The 18,947-nt window shown below is 38.5% G+C and carries 14 protein-coding genes and 2 tRNA genes; 9 read left to right on the top strand and 7 right to left on the bottom strand.

The window, feature by feature from the left end; translation table 11 throughout:
- Positions 1–51 precede the first annotated feature (51 nt).
- The 5 genes from OQX62_RS08435 to OQX62_RS08415 form a co-directional block, all read right to left on the bottom strand.
- Positions 52–714: a hypothetical protein gene (locus tag OQX62_RS08435; RefSeq protein ID WP_265831031.1), complete on the bottom strand. Its 663-nt coding sequence runs from the start codon at positions 712–714 to the stop codon at positions 52–54.
- A complete protein-coding gene (locus OQX62_RS08430) occupies positions 711–3,758 on the bottom strand; it encodes an HsdM family class I SAM-dependent methyltransferase (RefSeq protein WP_265831030.1) in 3,048 nt (1,015 codons plus the stop codon). Before OQX62_RS08430 ends, OQX62_RS08435 begins: the two co-directional genes overlap by 4 nt.
- Positions 3,759–4,120: 362 nt before the next feature.
- Entirely contained in the window at positions 4,121–4,765 is a 645-nt protein-coding gene (locus OQX62_RS08425; protein ID WP_265831615.1) for a site-specific integrase, read from the bottom strand.
- A gap of 104 nt (positions 4,766–4,869) precedes the next feature.
- On the bottom strand, positions 4,870–5,259 hold the full coding sequence (locus tag OQX62_RS08420) for an Arm DNA-binding domain-containing protein (RefSeq protein ID WP_265831029.1): 390 nt from the start codon (positions 5,257–5,259) through the stop codon (positions 4,870–4,872).
- Between the two features lie 245 nt (positions 5,260–5,504).
- A tRNA-Asp gene (locus tag OQX62_RS08415) sits at positions 5,505–5,578 on the bottom strand.
- A gap of 257 nt (positions 5,579–5,835) precedes the next feature.
- On the opposite strand from OQX62_RS08415, the gene OQX62_RS08410 reads away from it, so the two are divergent.
- The 3 genes from OQX62_RS08410 (at position 5,836) to OQX62_RS08400 (ending at position 7,711) form a co-directional block, all read left to right on the top strand.
- Positions 5,836–6,381, top strand: coding sequence for an ORF6N domain-containing protein (locus OQX62_RS08410; RefSeq protein WP_265831028.1), 546 nt, complete (start codon positions 5,836–5,838; stop codon positions 6,379–6,381).
- Positions 6,382–6,740: 359 nt separating this feature from the next.
- Complete coding sequence (locus tag OQX62_RS08405) at positions 6,741–7,310, top strand: Crp/Fnr family transcriptional regulator (RefSeq protein ID WP_265831027.1); 570 nt, start codon at positions 6,741–6,743, stop codon at positions 7,308–7,310.
- A 44-nt stretch (positions 7,311–7,354) separates the two neighbouring features.
- Complete coding sequence (locus OQX62_RS08400; RefSeq protein WP_265831026.1) at positions 7,355–7,711, top strand: DUF4260 domain-containing protein; 357 nt, start codon at positions 7,355–7,357, stop codon at positions 7,709–7,711.
- Positions 7,712–7,910: 199 nt separating this feature from the next.
- Here the strand turns inward: OQX62_RS08400 and OQX62_RS08395 are convergent, their stop codons facing one another.
- Positions 7,911–8,105: a hypothetical protein gene (locus OQX62_RS08395; protein WP_265831025.1), complete on the bottom strand. Its 195-nt coding sequence runs from the start codon at positions 8,103–8,105 to the stop codon at positions 7,911–7,913.
- 93 nt (positions 8,106–8,198) lie between these two features.
- Here OQX62_RS08395 and OQX62_RS08390 point away from each other — a divergent pair, with 93 nt between their 5' ends.
- The 3 genes from OQX62_RS08390 to OQX62_RS08380 all read left to right on the top strand — a co-directional run bounded on the left by OQX62_RS08390 (position 8,199) and on the right by OQX62_RS08380 (position 10,326).
- Positions 8,199–8,480, top strand: coding sequence for a hypothetical protein (locus OQX62_RS08390; protein WP_265831024.1), 282 nt, complete (start codon positions 8,199–8,201; stop codon positions 8,478–8,480).
- A gap of 8 nt (positions 8,481–8,488) precedes the next feature.
- Complete coding sequence (locus tag OQX62_RS08385; RefSeq protein ID WP_265831023.1) at positions 8,489–10,120, top strand: PepSY-associated TM helix domain-containing protein; 1,632 nt, start codon at positions 8,489–8,491, stop codon at positions 10,118–10,120.
- A gap of 132 nt (positions 10,121–10,252) precedes the next feature.
- Positions 10,253–10,326, top strand: a tRNA-Asp gene (locus OQX62_RS08380).
- A gap of 189 nt (positions 10,327–10,515) precedes the next feature.
- Here OQX62_RS08380 and OQX62_RS08375 read toward each other — a convergent pair.
- On the bottom strand, positions 10,516–11,202 hold the full coding sequence (locus tag OQX62_RS08375; RefSeq protein WP_265831022.1) for an NADPH-dependent F420 reductase: 687 nt from the start codon (positions 11,200–11,202) through the stop codon (positions 10,516–10,518).
- 388 nt (positions 11,203–11,590) lie between these two features.
- Here OQX62_RS08375 and OQX62_RS08370 point away from each other — a divergent pair, with 388 nt between their 5' ends.
- The 3 genes from OQX62_RS08370 to OQX62_RS08360 all read left to right on the top strand — a co-directional run bounded on the left by OQX62_RS08370 (position 11,591) and on the right by OQX62_RS08360 (position 18,782).
- Positions 11,591–13,966 carry an ABC transporter permease gene (locus tag OQX62_RS08370; RefSeq protein ID WP_265831021.1) on the top strand — a complete coding sequence of 792 codons (2,376 nt, stop codon included), beginning with the start codon at positions 11,591–11,593 and terminating at the stop codon, positions 13,964–13,966.
- A gap of 439 nt (positions 13,967–14,405) precedes the next feature.
- Positions 14,406–16,967, top strand: a complete 2,562-nt coding sequence (locus OQX62_RS08365; RefSeq protein ID WP_265831019.1) for a TonB-dependent receptor — start codon at positions 14,406–14,408, stop codon at positions 16,965–16,967.
- 291 nt (positions 16,968–17,258) lie between these two features.
- Complete coding sequence (locus tag OQX62_RS08360; protein WP_265831018.1) at positions 17,259–18,782, top strand: glycosyltransferase family 39 protein; 1,524 nt, start codon at positions 17,259–17,261, stop codon at positions 18,780–18,782.
- The last annotated feature ends 165 nt before the right edge of the window (positions 18,783–18,947 follow it).

Genomic DNA, 18,947 nt, shown 5'->3' with positions numbered 1-18,947 from the left:
TGCAAGCTGCAAACGAGCGAGGGATTGCAAAAAAAGAGGTTATAAAATAACTTAATTAAATAAAAATAACATATGTTGAAGAGAAAAACCTGCGTGATTAGAAACATAACAACTGACATGTCCATGGATATCATGCTTGTTACCTACTTTTTCTTCACCTCTATCCAAACTTGTTAATACATGATTTATTTTGACAATAATATTGTCAGGAACGCCACTAACTACGTACCCGATCATGCATCCATCCATGTTATATGTGCCGTTAACAAATCTGTCCACACCTGATATAATATATTCTTTACATAGATAATTAGCATTTCTTTTCCCTAAATCACTTTCAGCAATGATTTTCGCTTCTATTCCATAGGATAACTTGGGTCTACTAAATGTAGCAAATACAATATCCATCTTTTTTGCTTTTTGAGGACGTTCAGTTCCTTTTAATATTGCTTCTGTGATTTGATGCTGTTGATAAAAGACACTATAAGGAAGTTCTTCTTCTTCAAAGATTGATTCTATTATAAAGGCAAAATTTGCTGTGAAAGTATCTTCTTCCCATGTTGGCTTAGCCACCTTGGAAGTCAACATAATATCATACGCTTTTACCAAACAAACATTGCAGGTATCTTGAAATACTGAACCTGCGCCTATTACTTTTGCAGTAATATCGACGTTCCCACTTGAGACATTAGATATTTGACTTAGCGTACTCATTCGTTATAATCATGAACTATCATTTCAATAGCTACGTTATCACTATCTTCCAACGCAACGGATTGCGTCCAAAATCTTTTTTCATTAGGTTTTATGAGAAAAAGGATATCTTGATCATAATATTTGACAATTTTCCTGAAATAAATACTCTCACTATGCTGTTGGTAGACCATTTGATTCAAATTTTTCAGAACCTTATCCATATTCTCAGAGCTATTATGAAGGATAGTTCCATTTTGTTCAATGTTATTAAAATGGAAAGAGATGATGACCAAAGAGTTATTATTAATTCCGTACTTACTTGCCCAAAAATTTGTCTTACCTGATCCAATAATTTTTGACATATTTTCACATGCGGCCTCTAGGTACGCATTTACTTCATTGTCATTTACTGATAAAATTGCTTTTGATTTAGCCCCTTCCTGAAAAAAGTCTAAATTTGTATCAACAACATTTTTGATTAAGTAAGATTCTGTTTTGGTAATCTTAAGGGATTGATTAATCAATAAATTTATATCTTCCTCAATCATTCTGATCTTAGATTCTTCATCCATCACAAATTCATTTCTGAGTTGAATTATTGAGTCCATATTCTTACATAAACTTTCAACAAGCTTGTCATCATCTAATAACTTCTCAACAGGCAATCTCATTATCTCATCAAAATTCATTTTTTCACGACCAATTCCCCAATTAGAAGATGTTAAAAAAAAGAAGTATGTAGCATAAGTTGAATTTAAGATTGCAGACAAAGCTTTTAATTTAGATTCATCACCTGCTGAAGAGATGCCATACACAGTATCTCTAAAAGAGCAGTCATAATCTAAAAAGCTTGAACAAAATTCTTTTTTTGATTGGCCTGCCTTGATTAATACATGTGGTGCATTGTAAGCCTCAATCATTCCTTCCCTACGGAATATTTTATCATTGATAGTTACGCTATTAATTATTGGGGAATAATACCTGGTAATTGAGCTAGCTGGAATGTGAGGAAGTCTCTTTATTTCCTGATTATCATATTTTTTAGGTTCTGAGGTTTGGTATCCACAACCTGCAAACCATAAATGCTGCTTGCTGTATTTCTTGATATCAAATGAATTTCTTTTAATCTTATTTAGTAAATTAAAATCCCTTAAAGTACCATACATCCCAACTTTCCACAGCTTTGTGTCTCCACCTTTAGCTAACTCCCTTGGCAAAAATTTTATATCACTCGAATCAATTATTATTTCAGATATAGAAGAATCTCTAAAATTGGGTTTAGGACAACAGTAGCAAATTTCCTGACTTTCATCATTGCTTTTTCCTTGATATATAATTAGGCAGGAAGCACCTGATGCAGATTGAAAAAGTTTCTTTCCAATCTCTCCTTTTGAATTTCTTAATTGGGAAAAATTGACAATGGTTGAAACCGTTGTCTCATTAAACAAAAACTTCCTGAAATTTTCATATCCTTTTGTATGATTAAACAAGATTTTTGCTGTACTTACCAGCGCAATCTTTGCAGATGGCGCCATAGTAACCATTTTATGCAAAAATGGGATTACTGCTTCATTCGCAAAAGCATGTTTTTTTATATAATTTGTAAGGGAAAGACTGAGATTACCCCTTTTCCATGGTGGATTACCAATAATAAGATCATAATCAATACTGAAATAATCTTCATTTATAAAAGTATCACCATGAAACAAGTTTGCTCCCTGCGAATTGGGAGCCTTCGACTGTGAATTAATTAAATGTGGAAATTTGATATTGGTATTTGCCCAAATCGATTTCGGTTCTAAGTAATTTAAGATAGTCAAATATAAACTGAATGATGCTACCTTGATCGCCTCTTGGTTTAATTCAACTCCAAAGATTGAATGGATTAGTATTTTGCGCAAAATTTCTACAGAGACGGTCTCTTTTGAATTTGCAAATCGCCATCTTTCTATTAATCTGCGATAGGCTTCCACTAAGAAAATACCCGATCCACAGGCTGGATCCAAGATCTTTAAGTCCCAAGCACAATTTCTATTATCTGGGTACGGTAAAACTTCATTTAAAACAAATTCGACTAGCGGAAGAGGAGTGTAATAAGCACCCGAGTTAGAAATTGCGACATCACCTTCCTCAGTATGAAGAAACTCTTCATAAATTGAGCTAATCAGCTCAATTGGAATGAAACTAAAATCAAATATTCTCCACATACTCATTTGACCAGTTTTTGCATCGTGCCCATAAAAGCATTTCCTAACTAGTTCTAAATGAGAAAGGTCAACAATTTCTTCCTCCTCAGAGGTAACTGTAAACAAATCACCATTAAAACGATGATTTAACTCCTTAAATAATGTAAATGAGGCATTTTTATCACTTAGTAGCGAAAAATAATCTGTAGCGGTTGTATAGAATTTCGCATAATATTTTGAATTAATTATACCTCTATCTTGCAGATATAAGATAAATAGCGATCGACCCAATAAATTATGAATATAAGAAAGAGAGTTTATATTTTCCTTTGGAAAGCTTTGTAACAGTACCTTCCGCGTCTCTTTCAGATTTTTAACTAGCAACTGATCTACTTTATTAGTAGTACTAATTTTTTTTCCAATGTTAGTGTCCCAAAATAAACCACTATCCAATAATTCCTGACGATAGCCATTCTTTAACCGGATAATTTCTTCAACAGAATCGGTAAATCTATCAATTTCAAGGGATTGAATGTCAATTTCATCTTCATTTAAAGGCTTTTGATAACAGTTGTAAATACGCAATTCACCTGGAAAGGAAATGAACATTAACGGTACGCGACCTTGATTCCAAACTTTCTTATGAAGCTTTTTCACAACAACTGGGTCAAACCCACTTAAATTCTTGAAATATATAAGCGGATGTTCACCTGAAAAATAAATTTGATCAACTTCGGAAATTAAGCTAAATGTTTGCTTTGCAAGGTTATATTTCAAAGGCTGTCCTTTAAAATCCATGTCGGATTTATTCCCTACCAGACCATTAACATAGTCCAATTGTTCGAAAATATTCTCTAAATACTTATTCTCTGACACTGGTTATAAATAATTTCTTAGACACCAAAGCTAATAATTTTAGTTTTAATAAAGCACAATGGTCCAATATATATCTAAGATAAATTTTAAAATTCAATTCTCGAGGAATTATAAACCGAGTTAAATTGAAACGCATTCCAAAGCTGTAAGTTTATCCTTGATTTATTTTCACATTGGGTTCCTCAACATCTACAACCCATTCACCTTTTTTAATCGTTTGGTTTCTTTCTTAACTTGTGCTGCTTCCTCCACTGCCTCTTTAGCTGCTGCATAGGCTTCTGCTAAGGCAAGCTGCTTGGGCTTCCAATTGCTTGGTTTTCTTTTCCATTCCTTCGGGGTCTGGATAATATAGCGTGTCAGCTCTATAAGCTACGCTGGGCGCCATTTGCCGCATCATCCTGAACTTTACATCGTTCTCCATTTGCCATTGTTACGGTGGTAGCAAAAGCAACTCTGGCAACCTTAAACGTTAGATGTTTTTCTACTCCACTTAAATCTGCAACCTCTTTCAAATACGCATTCATTTTTTGGTTGCTGTTCATGGGTAATACCAAACCGCTATTGGCACAAAGCGGATGATCTGTATAACGTTCCATAATTTCTAATGCTACTGGCAACATCGGCACATTGCAGGGAATACCCGTTTTATGGCGTTTTTTGATGATCCATAATGAACCGTCAACACCTTTAATAATCTCCGACTTTTTCAATTCCACCAGATCGATAAAGCTCATTCCTGTGTAACAACAAAAGATAAAAGCATCACGAACGATTCTTAGCCGCTCTATAGCAAATTCTTTCTTATAGATGGCTTGTATATCAGATGGGGTTAAAATGACCTGCTGAACCTTTGTGATCTTGTTTTTATGGCCGCTAAAAGGGTCATAGGTCATCCAGCGATTGGCTAAACAAATACGTATTACTTTACCTAAATTTTTGAGGTGTTTGACTGCTGCGTTATTCTCGCAACCGCATTTACTTCTCAAATAAAAATCAAACTCGGAAATAAATAGTTGTCTACCTTATCCAACACCACATCCGAAAGTTTAAATTTATACAGAAGAAAGGATTTAGTATGTTTTAAAGTAGTGTTGTATTTGGTCAGTGTCCCCTATGTAAATCCCTTTCCTATCAATGCTTTTAGCTTATCATTATGATCTTGAATAGCGGTAATAAGGGTATGGGCTTCTTCTTCAACACCTAAGTATTTATTTTTAAGGGAAAGGGAAGTGATCCCTTGCCCGGCTTTAAATAGATCAGTATGCGCCTGATCAACTTTTTCCTTAATAGTTTTCAAATGGCAGTTGATTGTTCTGGCATCTTCCTTTTTTCCGTCTAAGCGAAGCGTTTTAGGATTCCACCTTTCAGGTTCGCATTGTTTCCCGGTTGATAATTCTTTAGGTACTCCATCTACGGTAATACGCATATAAATAGGCATTGCACCAGCAACATAGTTTTTTGGCTTCTTCAAATAGAAGAGCAGGCTAAATGTGTTTTTCATCTTTTTCAGATTAGAGTTAAAAAAAATTAGCGTTGCAGCTATGGGCAGTCAAGATGTTCAAATTATGAACTAGCTGTAATACAATTACTTACATGCTTTTCAGTGAGTAGGCATCCGCCTCGATTGACTCGCTGAATTACTCACTGGTAATATGAGAATATTTGAATATTTCGGTTGGTCTGTAAATCAAAAAAGCCCTTAATCATACGATTAAAGGCTTTTTGAATGTTTTACTACTTAACTTGCGGACCGGACGGGACTCGAACCCGCGACCTCCGCCGTGACAGGGCGGCATTCTAACCAGCTGAACTACCGGTCCGTTTCTCCCTTGCGGGGCTGCAAAGATAGGAAAGAAAAATTCTAATGCAAATCTATTCTGATATTTTTCATCTTTCATCAGCAATGGTCTTAGAAGGTTATTTAGATAATGTTTATATTAAACATAATTTATGAAAAAGTAAAGGATGTTTTGAGTAAAACTTCTGTGTCGCCCTCAAGAAATAAAATTAACACTAATTTGAAATTGGGCAGTAACTTGGCATGCGGCTTAGTCGTTGCAAGATTAATATCATATATATGAGCGAAGAAACTAATACTGTAACAGTCCCGGATGAAATTATAATGAGTCAGATTTATTATATACGTGGCCACAAAGTAATGTTAGATAGTGATTTAGCGAAACTTTATGAAGTAGAAACTAAGCAACTCAAAAGACAGGTTAAACGAAATGTCGAGCGTTTTCCCGAAGATTTCATGTTTGAACTAACTCCTGAAGAGTATCATTTTTCAAGGAGCCAAAATGGCACCTTGAAACAAGGAACTAATATTAAGCATGCTCCTATGGTCTTCACTGAACAGGGAGTTTCTATGCTATCTAGTGTATTGAACAGTAAAAGAGCAATACAGGTGAACATCCAGATCATACGCATATTCACGCGTATACGTCAAATCATAGCAGACAATACAGAGGTCAGGTTGGAAATTGAAAAAATAAAAAACAAACTTGATGATCAGGATAAAAATATGGAAATCGTCTTCAACTATCTGGATGAATTTTTAGAAAAACAAAATCACTCTAATACACCACGAAAAGGAATTGGTTTCAAACCGGATAATTTTTAACGCAAGCTATTGTGCAAGGGTCAATTACATGTTACCGAATGATTTTGTTTTTGTAGCTAGTAGTATAAATTGAAATAGCCTTTGAATCATTTAACCATTGTATTATTTTTGCACCAGTAGAGGAGTTACGGCTAATTGTATTGCATATAAATTACGGCGATATTTATTCACTGGACTACAGAGTCTGAGGAGATTTGTGATGTGCTGAAAGGAGGCATTATGATAATGAAACCTTTATTAGTACATAGCTCCAGCCGTACAACCAATAATCAGAAGCGTAGAGTGATTCACATTGAATTTTGTAATCAGGAGTTACCTGAAGAATTGCAATGGGTGGAGAGAATAAATTAAATGAACACATGAACGAACTGGAAAACTACATTCAACACCACTTCAGTATTCTTCCTGACGATTGCAAAAAGGTAGCTGAATTGTTTAAAACGGAAACCCTTGAAAAAGGTGCCTTCTGGCAAAAATCTGGTAAATACTGCGATAAAATGAGTTTCATTCAGGAAGGACTTCTGCGTGTATTCGTGAGTCAGGGCGACCGTGAAATCACCCAATGGATTGCCACGCCAGGTTATTTCGTAACGGACGTCTCTTCTTTTCTATTTCGGAATACCTCGAGGTTCAATATACAGGCGCTGACCGAAACACGCATTTTTACGATTGACCATCAGCAATATATTAACTTAGGTAACCTGGTGCCCAAGTGGAACGAATTTGAAAAGTTATTCATCACCAAATGTTTCGTTACCATGGAAAACCGCGTTTTTGACCTGATCTCCATGTCTGCCGAAGACCGTTATAAACAGCTTTTCGAGCAAAACCGCGAGTTGTTCAACCTGGTACCTTTACAATATCTCGCCTCCATGCTGGGCATGACGCCGGAAACTTTTAGCCGTATCCGGCGAAAGATGATTTCTTGATTTTTGTCAAGTGACAAAGGTGATTTCACCGATAGCTTTGAACTATGAAAAAAATCATCCAAATCGAAGAAGTCGCCATCACTGCCCTTTCCATTTACTTTCTAACCCTGTATAACTTAGGACTGCCTGTTTGGGTCTGGGTCCTGCTGTTCTTTGCTCCGGACATCTCCATGCTGGGATATCTGATCAATTCGCGCGTTGGCGCCTATACCTACAACTTATTTCATCACCGTGCAGTAGCGATCCTGATTGCTGCCGTAGGCTTATTCATCGCAAGTAACCTGATAACCGCCATTGGTATACTGCTTTTTGCACACTCCTCTTTCGATCGTATGCTGGGCTATGGCTTAAAATTCGAGGACGACTTTAAACACACCCATCTAGGCTGGATGGGCAAATAAACTATTTTCACAAAACATTTGATAAATAATTCTACTCTTCTATATTTGCATTACCTTTAATCAATCTAAATAAATAGTTAAGCCATCTGTTACTCATCATATTTTGGGATTCATTGGATTGGAAATAGCCAGCTTATTATAATTTATTCTTCATGTATACTACGATTACTTTATTCATCTTTATTGCTTTTCTGTTTTTCTACAATACTTCGAAGAAGAACAAATGGCCGGATAAACCTGCATGGGCAAAGTATTTTGAAACACGTAAAAGTCTTTCATTATTCATCAGTGCAATACTGCTATTAGTAGCCTGCATCATATTGGTTTGTTTGAATGGTACCGTTGCGGGCATTTTTAGTTTCATTGTAGTACTAATGGCAATGGGCTGTCTCATCGTTTTATTATTTCCCTTTCGCTACCTGTCAGTCGTACATGTTATCCTTCTGTTTTGTCTCTTTGTTGTTTTTGAACAGTTCATTTTCTAAATATGCCAGCCAATAAAAAATACCTTACCAAGTCCCCTCTTCAGAAAATCCTGAAACTATCAGCCGGTTTTATAGGCGGGTACTGTGTAATGATTACTTTTCATCATTTACTCGGTTATATTTTTGAACCGAAAAATGTGATTATCACAGCGGCATTTACAGGTTACATCTTATGGGCTGTATTATTGTTAATGGCCTTTCTCGCTAGAAGCGGATGGAAAATATGGCTTTATTACCTGTTGCTTACAGCCATTTTTGCCACTCCTTTCCTTTTAAAATTGTAACCTTCATCATGGATAACAGAAAATATAATATATATTTTAATACACATACTATCAGTGGGATCATTATCTCAGCGATCCTATTCGTCATCTTTTTCGCGGGTTCCTACTCGCTGTTCAAAAAAGATATTACCGCCTGGCAAAGCAATATTTCATACAAAGCCCAAAAGAGTAAAAAACTGAACTATAATCAGTTTCTGGACTCCCTTGATCGCAAGCATAACCTGAAAGGCCGAGATATATCGATATTTTACCAGGAACATACACTAGCTGCTTACGTCAGCTTGACACTCAGCAAAGACAGTACACTTGTTCCGAAAAAGAAACCCGGGGCAGAAAAAAAGGCAGGTAAAAGAGGCAGACGCGCTGAAAGTGAAAGTTTTAAATATGATTTTTCAAAAGGTGAAAGCAGTACGTATGAGAAATCATATGACCTGGGAGAATTTTTATATCGTCTTCACTTCCTGGCACAGCTAAATCAGGTACCTATCAGGATCGGCGTACCTTTTGGCTATTTGCTCGCAGGTCTCGTCTCATTTTTCTTCCTGTTTGCATTGATTACCGGCTTACTGCTGCACTGGGATAAAATAGTGTCTAACTTTTTTGTTTTCAGGCCCTGGTCTAAGGTAAAAACTGTCTGGACAGATGCGCATACGGCTCTGGGGATGATTGGTTTCCCCTTTCAACTGGTATATGCGATTACAGGTATAGTGCTTATTCTTAATACCACATTATTGGCACCTTTTACTTACCTGTTTTATAACGGTAAGGCCGATGAACTATATCGCGATCTGGAATATTTCGATTCCAAGGAAATTCCTTATACCTACCAGTCCTTAGTGCAAAAGGCAGACGTACAATCTTATATTGACCGTACACAAAATCTATGGCAGGATTCATATATCAAAAGTGTAAATATCAAAAATTACGGTGATGCTGCTATGCAGGTGATCATTGAGGGATCTGCACCAGCAGAACGCAATTTCTCCGGAAACGGCAAGATCATATACGAGGTTAAAAATAATAAGGTCATATATCAGAAATCGCCCCTGGCTGAAAGCAGTTATGTAGGTAAAGTGAAAAGTCTGATCTATCGTTTGCATTTCGGTGATTATGGTGGATATGCATTGAAAGTGGTCTATTTTATCCTCGGACTAATGGGATGTGTTGTGATCATTTCCGGTATTCTGATCTGGCTGGTAGCACGTGATAAAAAGAATGTTCCAGACCACAAGAGAAAATTCAATCTTTGGCTGGCTAATATCTTTCTGGCCATCTGCCTGACGATGTTTCCGGTAACGGCTTTAACATTTATAGCAGTGAAAGTCTACAGTGCAGCAGTAGACATGAGTTTCATCTACAGCACCTTCTTTTATAGCTGGCTGGTGTTGTCAGTCTATTATATCATACGTAAAAATCTTAACCGTACCAATCAGGAAACTTTATTACTGGGAAGTCTTTTCAGTCTGGCTATTCCCTTTGTTAATGGAATCTGTACTGGTAACTGGATATGGAAAACTTTTTCGACTGGCGCCACCGATATCATGGTCATAGATATACTCAGTTTGGCAATTGCTGCTGTTGGTTTTATCAGTTTTTATAAAATTAAAGAGAGACAAAAACTGAAACCTGAAAATATTTGATAAATATTGCATTTTATGCCGTTGATTATCAATGTATATAGTATGAAACGCAAAAAATATTCTGGTATTTAATGAATAAAATGCGGCTCGGATATAATTTTTTCTATATTTGCAACCCCGCAAGGGAGAAACGGACCGGTAGTTCAGCTGGTTAGAATGCCGCCCTGTCACGGCGGAGGTCGCGGGTTCGAGTCCCGTCCGGTCCGCAAAAAGCCTTAACTTGAAAAAGTTAAGGCTTTTTTGTTAATACGCATATATTGCCAACCATAGCAAGAGTGATCTCGGTGACCTTCTTACGAAGCTTTAGATTCCGCCTTTACTATGCGACGATATCAAAAGAAAATAGCGGCCACTATTGCGCCCGCTATTTTCTACTTAAAATATATACTTAGATGCTATAATCCTAACATTTGTCTAAGTTGGGAATCTGCTGCTTCACGGTATTCAGCCCTTTTCGATAACTCTGCTGCTTCCATTGCAGCCGAAAGCCCTGCTTTATCTAAATCATTGCAATATGCCGGTGAACCTGGCTCCTGTTTCCAGGAGTCTGCAAGCGACCCTGTATCTATAGCATCGAAGCCAATCGCTTCAATCAAATCCAATACTACCTGCTTTCCATCAGCGTCGTCACCTGCAACAGACAAAGCAATACGGCCATCTTCACCAGCGGGAACCGCTTTTGACTCAAGGCTGGCAGAATAGATATTGTTAAAGGCTTTGATCACGGTATGACCGATGTGTTGAGCTACCCACTGGCTATCCATTACTCCATTATTAATTTCCCCGATTTCTCCGTCACGTACGGGATAATAGTTTCCTGTATCAACAATGGTAGCCTTAGAATTTGTAAAAAGACCTGCTGGTAATTCTGGAATCGCCTTTTCAGGGATCGTGATAATAATTAAGTCCTCAGCTGCTGCCGCTTCCTCTACCGTTGCTGCTTTTGCTCCGGTTTGTTCTGCAAGTTCTGTTAACGTCTCCGGGCCCCTTGAGTTTGCAACACTCACGTCATGTCCGAGATCCGTTAAATGTTTTGCAAGTGCGCTTCCTATGTTTCCTGAACCAATGATTCCTACTTTCATATAATTTTTTATTTATGATGATGATTTAATAATGGTTGTGCATATATCAATACCTATAGAGTACATAACGTAGCAGAAAAAAACATGTTTGCCTGGAGCCGGGATAATCACACGAATTTACTTTCAGCAAACAATATGATAAGAAGTGATGCCAAATCTTGAAATTAGTATCCTACCTTTCCTGCGAGACTGTTGGCATTCCCAAATAACAAGTGTACTATACGCTCATTATATTACCTTATTTAATGTAAATTGCTTGTTCGCTGACGAACAGTAATTGTTCGTTTTCGGACACGGCTCTCTGAATACAGCCCTCTATCTTGTATCCCTGACCTATCATGTTTATGGCATCAGTATGGCTGTAGTGCTAAAAGAATCTCTTACAATTATGCTTCGACACCATCTGTTACTGATCTACAGGAATTTCAAAAGATATAAAAGCTCGTTCTTTATTAATCTGGTTGGCCTTACCGCTGGTCTGACCTGCACTTTGCTGATTTACCTGTGGGTAAACAATGAAATACAGATGGACCGCTTTCATGCCAAGGGCAGTCAGCTTTACCAGGTGATGGAAAATGAAAAAACGGAAGCCGGGATCAATACGACAGACCTTACAGTAGGCATCCTGGGCAAAACTTTCCTGAATGAAATACCGGAGGTGGAAGACGCAGTTACGGTTTCTCCTGCATACTGGATTGCACAGAGTAAGCTCCTGGTAAAAAATAATATTGGGATCAATGGAGCCGGAGTTTTTGCCGGAAAAAACTTTTTTAAAATATTTTCATATCCATTAATATCTGGTAATATCAATGAGGTACTCAATGGAAAAAACTCAATAGTCATTTCAAAACAAATGGCAATGAAATTATTTCATACCACTGATGTGCTGGGCAAAGAAATGATTTGGGAAAATGCAGATATGAATGGACAAAACCATGCGCTTATTTCAGGAGTATTCAATAACACTCCTCCAAATTCTTCCATACAGATTGACTTTGTAGTATCCATAGATCTGATCATGGAGCCATCTTCTCCTTTTCTTGAATGGAGTAACCATGGGCCAAATACGTTTATTGTCCTGAAAAAGAATACAAACCTCCAAACCTTTAATGCAAAGATCAGAGGATTCCTAAAGTTAAAAGGACAGAACAACCGTGAACTTTTTATCAGACCATATGCAGATGGCTATCTGTACAATAAATATGAAAATGGTAAACAGGCCGGAGGAAGGATAGAATATGTGAAGCTGTTCTCTATCATTGCTGTTTTTATCCTGATCATTGCCTGTGTAAATTTTATGAATTTAGCTACTGCAAGGGCATCATTAAGAATGAAAGAAGTTGGGATCAAAAAAGTGATGGGCGCAAGCCGCCGTTCATTGATCATGCAATATATGGGAGAAGCTTTATTGTTGACTTTTTCATCGCTCTTTATCTCCCTGCTCTGTACTGAACTTCTGCTGCCACGGTTTAATGAAATTACAGGCAAACAGCTATCTCTCAATTTTGACTGGCAGCTGGTGCTGATCCTGACGGGAATAACATCGTTAACCGGATTATTGTCAGGGAGTTATCCCGCACTATACTTATCTGGGTTTAATCCTGCTGCAGCTTTAAAAGGGAAGCTTACCTATACAGGAAGAGAATTATGGACACGTAAGGGACTCGTTGTGTTTCAGTTCACGCTTTCAGTAATCCTGATCGTGGCTGTACTGGTTGTTTATCAACAAATTGATTTTGTCCAACATGGGCACATCGGTTATAAAAAGGATAACGTATTATACATTGAGCCTCAGGGTAAACTGAAAAACAATGCGGGAACATTTATTAGCGCAATAAAGAAGATCCCTGGTGTAGTTAATGCCTCCAGCATGAATAAGAGATTTATTGGAGACCTGAAATCTACACAGGGAGATTTCAACTGGGAAGGCAGAGATCCAAAACAGGTGATTGCCTTCCAGCATGCGGGTATCAATAGCGGTCTGATCGAAACAATGGGAATGAAAATGGCAAACGGACGTGCTTTCTCTGATGAGTATGGATCTGATAGTACTAAAGTGATCTTCAACGAAGCTGGCATAAAAATAATGGGTCTGAAAGATCCTGTAGGTAAGATCTTCAACCTATGGGGAAAAAACCTGCAGATCATAGGAGTAGTTAAGAATGTTCATTTTGAATCTATGCATGAAGTAGTGAAACCCATGTTTTTTCTTTATGATGCTGTGCATACTAACCGCATCATGGTAAAGATCAAAGCAGGCAGCGAACAAGAAACAATAACTGCACTCCAGCGGGTATATAAAGATTTTAATACTGTAGCTGATTTTGATTACAGGTTTTTAGATCAGGACTTCCAGGAGCAATATGTATCAGAGAAGAGAATATCCTTATTGTCAAGATACTTTGCGGCACTCGCTGTAACCATATCCTGCCTTGGGCTGTTTGGACTGGCTTCCTTCACTGCTGAACGTAAACTTAAAGAAATAGGTATAAGAAAGGTATTGGGAGCAAGTGAGTGGGGAATAATATTTAACTTGTCGAAAGACTTCGTTAAACCTGTGCTGATTGCCATTCTTATCGGACTCCCGTTAAGCTATGTGCTCACCAGGCAGTGGCTGAATACCTTCGCTTACAGAATAGACCTGCAGCTGTGGTACTTTGCAGGAGCTGGCCTTATTGCTCTGCTGATTGCCTGGGCTACGGTTAGTATGCAGGCAATAAAAGCCGGGATGAAAAATCCGGTTGAATGTCTCAGAGATGAGTAAGGATAATAGCTAAGTGCAAAGGTGAATTATAATGTTTACTAGTCGAAAGAAGGGTCAGCGCATGAGATTAAAATATAATCTACTAATTCCATAGTATTAATATGTAATACCAATAATATTAATATATTTGTATTGATAATCACCTGTTATACAATACAAACCAGATGAAAACTGATCTGCATTTTATTTCAAGTCACACCGCATCACCTATCGAAGAAAAGCTCTTCCAGATAGGTTGTTGTTGTTGATCTATCTCTCCAGGTTGCTGACCGTTTAACAATGAACGCCAACCCTACCCGCAAATTCAAAAAAATATAAGGCGATAAAACTCTTATAAGATCCTGATTTGCAATCTGCCCTAAGCCAAAACATTTTTTAAATCAATCAACGCGCATCAATTGCGTATAACCGAAAAACCAAATTATATACTCTCCAGATCATGAAAAAAAATTTACTCCTCCTCCTGTCCTTTTTACTTACAGCAAGTTTTGCTTTTGCCCAGAGTACAATAAAAGGTATTGTAAAGCACAGTAATGGCGCTGCAGTACCAAAGGCTACCATTAAAATAAGAGGTACGAATATCTCCGTAAGTGCAGATGAAAATGGCGCATTTAGTATTGATGCAAAGCAGGATCCCCCATTCTACCTGCAGGTAAGTGCTGTCGGACATAAAGCACAGGACTTTCAAATCCTGAAAATTCAGGACACGCCATTGGAATTGATCCTTGTTGAAAACGCCCTGCTGGATGAAATAGTTGTGACGTCCAGAAGACGTTCAGAAGCATTACAGGATGTGCCTATTCCGATCTCAGTAATTGGTGGTAACCAGATCGATGAATCGGGTGCTTTCAATGTGAACAGGGTAAAAGAACTTGTTCCATCGGTTCAATTTTATTCTTCCAACCCAAGAAATACGACACTGAATATCCGCGGACTAGGTTCAACATTCGGTCTTACCAATGATGGTATTGATCCGGGTGTAGGTTTTTATGTAGACGGCGTATATTACGCGCGTCCTGCTGCAGGTACGCTCGACTTCATTGATGTAGAAAGGATAGAAGTATTACGCGGACCACAAGGAACGCTGTTTGGTAAAAACACCAGTTCCGGAGCCATTAGTATCACTACCCGCAAACCGAGTTTTACACCGAATGCAAGTTTCGAAAGCAGCTTTGGTAATTTCGGATATATCCAGGCGAAAGCATCAATCACAGGTCCCTTAAGTAAAAAAATTGCCGGTCGTTTGTCCTTCTCCGGCACACAGCGTGATGGTTTGATTGAAAACATACGTACACTCAAGAATATCAATGATATCAATAACCTGGGTTTCCGCGGTCAGTTGTTATTCCAGCCTACAGATAATCTGTCTATTTTGCTTGCGGCAGATAATTCGCGCCAGCGACCAGATGGTTATGCCCAGGTGGTTGCAGGAGTGGTCACTACACAGCGACCAGCTTATCGTCAGTTCAACGCAATTATTGCAGATCTTGGTTATGTACTGCCTAGTCTGAATGCTTTCGACAGGAAAGTAGATCACGATACACCCTGGAATTCCGGTAATGATTTAGGAGGTATTTCCCTTAATGCCGACCTAAAAATCGGTCCGGGAACATTAACGTCTACTACTGCATGGCGTTACTGGAAATGGGAACCGTCGAACGACAGGGATTTTACCGGCTTACAGTCTTTAGCCAAATCAAATAATTACTCCAAACACCAGAACTGGTCGCAGGAAGTCCGCTATGCTGGTGAGCTTTCTGACAAACTAAGTGGTGTAGTAGGTCTCTTTTATATCAACCAGGAAGTGCAGACTGACCCTGTCGCAATTGAGGAATCCGGCTCGGCTACCTGGCGTTTCTCACAAAGCACAACCAGTGAATTATGGAAAACACCGGGACTTTTTGAAGGCTTCGGTGTCAGAAACAGGTTCTCCATCAAATCCTCAAGTGCAGCGGCCTTCGCTAACCTGGACTGGGAACTTTTACCTGGCTTACATTTATTACCAGGGATACGTTTCAACTATGATAAAAAGGACGTTTCCTATGATAGAACTACCTACGGAGGTTTACAAACTACCGATCCTGCATTGCTCGCCTTAAAAAACCTGGTCTACACCAACCAGTCTTACGTAGCGGATGCGGATGAGAATAACTTCACCTATTCCCTTACTGCTTCATACCGGCCAAACAAACGTGTAAATGCGTTTGCCACGTATTCCACCAGCTTTAAACCAATTGGAGTAAACGTGTCTGGTCTGCCAACGGTTAATGGCGCAGCAGCAACAGACCTGGCAGTAATCAAACCGGAAGACACCAAACATTATGAAGTGGGGGTTAAAACCAATCCAACCGACAACATTACTTTAAACGTTACGGTCCATAACTCCGATATCAAAAACTACCAGACCAATGTACAGTCGCCCGAAATTGGTGTGAACCGCGGTTACCTGGCTAATGCCGAAAAGGTACGTGTCCGTGGTGTGGAACTGGATGCGAACATCAGAGCCAATCAATATTTCTCCTTCTATGGAAATGCGGCCTATACCGATGCCAAATATGTGAGTTTCACCAATGCCCCACTCCCGCTTGAAGAAACAGGTCTAACAGTGAATGGTGCGCAGGTGGCCTTCAAAGACATTTCCGGTGGCCGTCTGCCAGGTATCTCTAAATGGGCCGGATCGTTAGGTGGCGAATTCGCAATCCCCACTCAGTTTTTTACTAAGGAATCAAAATTCTTCATAGCCGCAGATGGCTCTTTCCGGTCGGGTTTCTCTTCCAGTCCATCTCCATCAGCCTATCTTAACATCGACGGTTATACTTTAATTAACGGAAGGATAGGTTATAAAACGATCAGCGGTTTATCAGCTTATTTATGGGGACGTAACTTGCTGAACAAAGACTATTTCGAGCAATTGTTGCCGGCAGGTGGTAATGCTGGTCACTATGCAGCGGTACTCGGCGATCAGCGGACATATGGTGTAACGCTCCGCTATACGTTCTAGCGTTTACTGCATAAGAACTCAGTTGATATTGTGCTTAAGACAACAGTCCATATCAAATATATTGATTGTTGTCTTAAGCACATAAAATCAAAAGAAAGCCTTCAGAGTATTTGATCTGGAGGCTTCTTCAATTATGGTCCCTCCTGCCGCTAACCAGCTTAAGGAAAAATACATTTGATATTTTTATGAAATTAATGATACTTTAGCAATACGGAGATACCAAGTATGCAGATCACTAACTATCAATCCCTTAATCAATCCTAAAGGGCTAATAATTTAATAATGCTCGTAATGACAAAAAAAACGCTGATCCTCTCAGGATTTATTCTGGCTAAATTTCTGCTGCAGTATTTACTCATTAATCCCCATTACGATTTACAACGTGACGAGTTTTTACATCTGAATCAGGCAGACCATCTTGCCTGGGGCTATCTATCCATACCGCCTTTTACCTCATGGATCTCCTTTATCATCAAGGCTTTCGGCAATGCTGTTTTCTGGGTTAAATTTTTTCCCGCACTATTTGGGGCGCTGACGATGGTCATTGTATGGAAAACTATCGAAGAGCTCAGGGGAAATCTTTATGCATTGATTTTAGGAGCAACCTGTATGCTGCTCTCCGTATTGTTAAGGGTCAACTTATTATTTCAGCCCAATTCAATGGACATTTTATGCTGGACGGCGCTCTATTTTTCCGTAATCAAATACTTTAGTCAGGAAAAACCAAAATGGCTATATATAGCCGCCATTGTTTTTGCGTTCGGCTTTCTAAATAAATACAATATCGTGTTCCTGGTTATCGGACTGGTTCCTGCTTTGCTCATCACTGATCAAAGAAAAATCTTCCTGAATAAACATTTATACCTGTCAATTTTATTGTCTTGTTTGTTGATCTCTCCCAATCTGTATTGGCAATATAACAATGGCTTTCCGGTTTTCCATCATCTCGCAGAACTAACTGCAACCCAGTTGATACATGTAAGCAGATGGTTATTTTTAAAAGAACAGGTTTTCTATTTCATAGGTGCATTCCCCGTTATTGTTGCCTCACTATATGCAGTTCAATTCTATGCACCCTTAAAAAGATTCAGATTTTTATTTTGGTCGATGATATTTACACTGGTCACTTTTACCTATTTCAGGGCCAAGGGTTATTATGCTATAGGCATCTATCCTATTTATCTTGCTCTGGGTTCGGTTTTTCTGGGGGATGTGCTGCGAAATGGCCGGACGGTTTATTTGCGCCCGGTACTTCTGGCGATTCCGATCATATTTTATGTGTTATTGTATCATGTTTTTTTCACGGTTGAAAGCCCCGGAGAAATCGCTCAAAAGAAAGACTCCTATCAAAAGCTCGGTTTGTTACGCTGGGAAGATGGAAAAGATCATACATTGCCACAGGATTTTGCGGATATGCTGGGTTGGAAGGAATTGGCTGCAAAAGTAGAGACTGTTTATAATGGATTACCGAAAGGCACTCAAACGCTGATTGTTTGCGACAATTACGGTCAGGCGGGTGCAATCAATTATTACGTTAAAAACAAAAATATCAAAGCGGTTTCGTTTAATGCCGACTATATCAACTGGTTTAATCTTGAAAAGAAAACTGACAATTTTATCAGGGTCAAAGATTTTAACGGTAGCAATGATGAGTTCAAAAAAACAAGTCCTTTTTTCAGGAAATCGTTTGTGGCCGATTCAGTAAACAATCCGCTAGCCAGGGAATATGGCACAAAGATCTTCGTTTTTATGAATCCAACCATAGATGTGAATCAAAGACTCAAAGCAGAAATTGAAAAAGAAAAACAGCATTGATAAATCTTATCATTACCAACAGTTAGTTTAGCGGCGTGCATTTAAATTTTTAAAATAATTTACTACCTGCACAATATTCCGGATTTAATTACGCTTTAGTATATGAGAGCGTTAATTTAGATAAGCGGAAATGATCGGATTGATCATTTCCGCTTTCTTTTTATA

Origin of the sequence: Pedobacter sp. MR2016-24 (genome assembly GCF_026239655.1) — a bacterium.
Lineage (GTDB): Bacteria > Bacteroidota > Bacteroidia > Sphingobacteriales > Sphingobacteriaceae > Pedobacter.
Note: the sequence above shows the minus strand (reverse complement) of the source record. Positions and strands in the feature narration are given on the sequence as shown.

Excerpts from the sequence above, each read along its gene's own strand:
- OQX62_RS08435 (WP_265831031.1), bottom strand. The coding sequence starts at position 714 with ATGAGTACGCTAAGTCAAATATCTAATGTCTCAAGTGGGAACGTCGAT.
- OQX62_RS08420 (WP_265831029.1), bottom strand. The coding sequence starts at position 5,259 with ATGAAAAACACATTTAGCCTGCTCTTCTATTTGAAGAAGCCAAAAAAC.
- OQX62_RS08410 (WP_265831028.1), top strand. The coding sequence starts at position 5,836 with ATGAGCGAAGAAACTAATACTGTAACAGTCCCGGATGAAATTATAATG.
- OQX62_RS08405 (WP_265831027.1), top strand. The coding sequence starts at position 6,741 with ATGAACGAACTGGAAAACTACATTCAACACCACTTCAGTATTCTTCCT.
- OQX62_RS08400 (WP_265831026.1), top strand. The coding sequence starts at position 7,355 with ATGAAAAAAATCATCCAAATCGAAGAAGTCGCCATCACTGCCCTTTCC.
- OQX62_RS08395 (WP_265831025.1), bottom strand. The coding sequence starts at position 8,105 with ATGAGACAGCCCATTGCCATTAGTACTACAATGAAACTAAAAATGCCC.
- OQX62_RS08390 (WP_265831024.1), top strand. The coding sequence starts at position 8,199 with ATGCCAGCCAATAAAAAATACCTTACCAAGTCCCCTCTTCAGAAAATC.
- OQX62_RS08385 (WP_265831023.1), top strand. The coding sequence starts at position 8,489 with ATGGATAACAGAAAATATAATATATATTTTAATACACATACTATCAGT.
- OQX62_RS08375 (WP_265831022.1), bottom strand. The coding sequence starts at position 11,202 with ATGAAAGTAGGAATCATTGGTTCAGGAAACATAGGAAGCGCACTTGCA.
- OQX62_RS08370 (WP_265831021.1), top strand. The coding sequence starts at position 11,591 with ATGCTTCGACACCATCTGTTACTGATCTACAGGAATTTCAAAAGATAT.
- OQX62_RS08365 (WP_265831019.1), top strand. The coding sequence starts at position 14,406 with ATGAAAAAAAATTTACTCCTCCTCCTGTCCTTTTTACTTACAGCAAGT.
- OQX62_RS08360 (WP_265831018.1), top strand. The coding sequence starts at position 17,259 with ATGACAAAAAAAACGCTGATCCTCTCAGGATTTATTCTGGCTAAATTT.